A 3697-nucleotide genomic window follows, 5' to 3' on the forward strand; every position below is an offset into this window, starting at 1 on the left:
GCCGCCGGTCAGCGCCGGTTGGGGCTGCGCGGATGGTCGCGGGCGGTGCGCTCGTTGCCGCGACGCTGGTTGCCCGTCGACCGCGCCAGCACCACCTGTGCCTCACCCGCGGTGACCTCGGCGAGGAACCGTTCCGCCCGGGCGCCGCGCAGTGTGGCCACCGCCCGTCCGTCCCGGGTGACGCGAAGCTCGCCGCCCTGCCGCACGGAGCCGGTCCTTCTCCGCCGCGTACGGCGTGGTGGCCTCGGGAGTACCGGGAGCTGACGGACCGGCAGCGGCTGGACGCGGAGCTCCGGAAGCTCATCCTGCCGCCTGCCGCCTGCCGCGAACCGATACCGGCGTAGGGGCCGCCTGCGGCAAAGATGTCGCTCCGGGGCGAGAGGACGGCGTGGATGATCAAGGACAGTTCGCCGCCGATCGGCCAGTGTTCTCCTCGGGCCCGGGAAACCGGCCCGGAGAACCGCACGACGATCCGGCGCACCGGCCGGCACGGGCCGCTGGGCCACGACCCGAGAGGGAGCAGCATGCAATCGAACGTCCTGGCCAAGACGCTCGTCAGTGTCACCAGCGCCGTCTGTATCGCCGCCGGAGGACTGGCGTCCGCGGGCACGGCCTCCGCGGCACCCGCACCGGCCGAGAAGGCCGCTGTGAGCGCACAGTCCGTTGCGCCGTACGCCGTGGTCAACCTCGGGCTGGACACCGATGAGGCCAAGAAGGTCCAGCGCTTCCTGAGGAGCTACCACCACTACGACGGGGCCATCGACGGGCTGCTCGGCACCGAGAGCTGGAAGTCGCAGCAGCGCTGGCTGACGAGCTGGGGGTACACCGGCCCCATCGACGGGATCGTCGGAAGCGGCACGGTCAAGGCGTTGCAGCGCTTCCTCAAGACCCGTCACGGCTACACCGGTGCCATCGACGGTATCGCCGGTCCCGCAACCCAGCGCTCGTACGGGCGGTTCGCCAACAGGCTCTGAGCTTGTTCTTCATGGTCTGGCCTGGTTGCGTTCAATGATGGTCTCGGGCCGCCTGACCGTTTTTCCCCCGTCGTAGCGGGTGGCGGAGTGCCGGTTCTTCGACCCGAGGGGTCTGCCCGGGCCCGGGCCGGTTGGGTTTCGGCGCACGGGCCGGACGGGAAAATTCGGGGCGGGGGTTCCTGAACCCCCGGCGGACCCGAGGGAGGGTGAGCCGGCCGGGCTCAGCCGGCTTCTCCCAGGGGCGGCGGGGGTCCGCGGCCAGCGGCCGGGCGAGGCGGAGTTGGGGGGCCCGCGATGACCAGCCAGGTCCACGGGTCCGCCGCCTGGGGCGTGCGGAACTTCGGACGAGTCCAGCCGAGGGTCTGCCTGGTCATCCGGAAGGTGTGCTCCAGGTCGAACCAGCGCAGGAACGTCTGCCGGCGCAGGTCGACGTCCTCGCCCGACAGACCGGTGGCTGACGTCCACAGCCAGACGGGGGAGCGGATCGTGAGCCGAGCCTGACGTTGAGTCGAATCCCGTTGGACGTGGCGTGCGCGGACAGTGCGGCTCAGGGGCGGGTGAGCGCAGCCAGATAGACGTCGACCGTCTGCACCTCGGCCGACGCGGGCAACTCCGCGCCCTCCGCCAGCCAGTGGATCTCGGCGATCTCCTCACCCGCCGCGAACGGCGTCGGTGCCTCCGTCTCACCCGTGAACAAGGCGCCGCGCAGTACCCGCTGCTCGGGGCCGATCGCCGTCGTCACGTACCCGGCGAAACGCAGCGCCTCCGGGTCGACACGCTGCCCGGTCTCCTCGTACAGCTCCCGCACCGCTCCCTCGCGAGCCGTCTCACCGGGCTCCAGCCGGCCCCCGGGCAGCTCCCAGCAGCAGCGGTCGCGCACGTGCACCATCAGCAGCCGGTCGGCGTGCCGCAGCGCGACCAGCGCGTACGCGGCCGGCAGCGAGTCCTCCGGCACCCGGTCGACGGCGAGCAGGTTCATCTGTCGAGGGCCGGAGGCGAGCGGCAGCGGAACGGCGTCGGTCATGTCGCCGAGCGTAAGGGTCGCCCCGCCTGCACCGGGCGGGAAACCGCCCACGGCTCCCCGCCCGGGCCCGTGGGAGACACGGCCCGTGCGGGGTCTGGAGGGGCTGGCGTGGCGGCACCCGCGCCGATAGGTTCACCGCGACCATGTGCGAATCCAGGGGAACCCCCGGGGAGTTGAGTATGCGCAGAACGCTCGGATGGGTGCTGTCGCTGGCCGTGCTGATAAGCACGGTGGGCGCCGGCACCGCGTCGGCAGGAGCCGCCACCGCGGCCGGGTCCGACACCACCGGCACCGCCGGCAGCACCGCCACCGCCGCCACCGCCGACATCAAGGACCGGCTTCTCGCCGTGCGCGGCATGAGCCTGATCGAGGAGAAGCCGGTCGACGGCTACCGCTTCTTCGTGCTCAACTACGAGCAGCCGATCGACCACCGCCGCCCTGGGCGGGGCACGTTCCAGCAGCGCATCACCGTGCTGCACCGGGCCGTTGACCGGCCGACGGTCTTCTTCACCTCCGGCTACGGGCTCAACACCAATCCGGCACGCAGCGAGCCGACCCGGATGATCGACGGCAACCAGGTCTCCATGGAGTACCGGTACTTCTCGCCGTCCCGCCCCGACACGGCCGACTGGCGCAAGCTGGACATCTGGCAGGCCGCCTCGGACCAGCACCGCATCCACACCGCGCTGCGCGGCATCTACGACCGCAAGTGGGTGTCCACCGGCGGCAGCAAGGGCGGCATGAGCGCCACGTACTACCGGCGGTTCTACCCGCAGGACATGGCCGGCACGGTGGCCTACGTCGCGCCCAACAACGTCAGGAACCACGAGGACTCGGCCTACGACCGGTTCTTCGCCTCGGTGGGCTCGGCCGAGTGCCGCAAGCGCCTCGCCGTCGCCGAACGGGAGGCGTTCCTGCGCCGCGACGAGATCGTCGACCGCTACACCGAGTGGGCCAAGGACGAGGACCTCACGTTCACCCTCTACGGCTCACCCGACCGCGCCTACGAGGTGCTGGCGATGGACCTGGTGTACGCGTTCTGGCAGTACCAGGGCGAGAACCGCTGCGATGACGTGCCCGGCGCCGAGGCGACCACCGACGAGCTGTACGCCTTCATCGACACCACGGTCGGCTTCGACTTCGGCACTGACCAAGGCCTGCTGCCCTACGCGCCGTACTACTACCAGGCGGGCACCCAGCTCGGCTGGCCCAGCGTGCGGACCCCGCAGTTGGACGGCCTGCTCCGCCACCCCGGCGTCCAGCACCCGCGCAACGCGGTGCCGCGTGAGATCGACATGCCGCGCTTCGACAAGCACGCGATGCGTGACATCGACCGCTGGGTCTACCACCGCTCCACCCGGATGCTGTTCGTGAACGGCGAGAACGACCCGTGGCGGGCGGAGCCGTTCCGGGTGCGCGGCGGCGGCAAGCGGGACGCGCAGGTGTTCACCGCCCCCGGCGCCAACCACGGGGCGAACATCGCCCAACTCGCCCCGGAGGACCGGGCGAAGGCGACCCGTTCGCTGCTCAGCTGGGTCGGTCTGGACGCCGCGCCGGCCGCCCGTTCGGCCGCTCCGCAGCCCCTTGCCGCACCGGACGCCGATCTGGACCGTCCGATGACCGAGCGGCGGCCCCCGGCGCTCCCGTGACGCGCTGACGCCACCACCGCGGCGTCCTCACGTGCCACGCGGGGGCACCG

4 protein-coding genes and 1 pseudogene are annotated in these 3697 nt (G+C 71.8%); 2 read left to right on the top strand and 3 right to left on the bottom strand.

From position 1 onward, the window contains the following. Positions 1 to 8: 8 nt before the first annotated feature. Entirely contained in the window at positions 9 to 206 is a 198-nt protein-coding gene (locus tag ACYVE9_RS18960) for a hypothetical protein (RefSeq protein WP_461029077.1), read from the bottom strand. A gap of 318 nt (positions 207 to 524) precedes the next feature. Between ACYVE9_RS18960 and ACYVE9_RS18965 the strand changes: the two genes are divergently transcribed. Further along, the gene (locus tag ACYVE9_RS18965; RefSeq protein WP_461029078.1) at positions 525 to 974 is read left to right on the top strand and encodes a peptidoglycan-binding domain-containing protein; all 450 of its coding nucleotides are present in this window, start codon (positions 525 to 527) and stop codon (positions 972 to 974) included. A gap of 9 nt (positions 975 to 983) precedes the next feature. Here the strand turns inward: ACYVE9_RS18965 and ACYVE9_RS18970 are convergent. After that, positions 984 to 1450: pseudogene (locus ACYVE9_RS18970) on the bottom strand (NF041680 family putative transposase); the annotation flags it as partial. Positions 1451 to 1521: 71 nt separating this feature from the next. Next, entirely contained in the window at positions 1522 to 1998 is a 477-nt protein-coding gene (locus ACYVE9_RS18975; RefSeq protein WP_461029079.1) for an NUDIX domain-containing protein, read from the bottom strand. Positions 1999 to 2177: 179 nt separating this feature from the next. On the opposite strand from ACYVE9_RS18975, the gene ACYVE9_RS18980 reads away from it, so the two are divergent. Then, positions 2178 to 3647: a S28 family serine protease gene (locus ACYVE9_RS18980; RefSeq protein ID WP_461029080.1), complete on the top strand. Its 1470-nt coding sequence runs from the start codon at positions 2178 to 2180 to the stop codon at positions 3645 to 3647. Positions 3648 to 3697: the final 50 nt, after the last annotated feature.

This window comes from Streptomyces sparsus, from assembly GCF_054776295.1.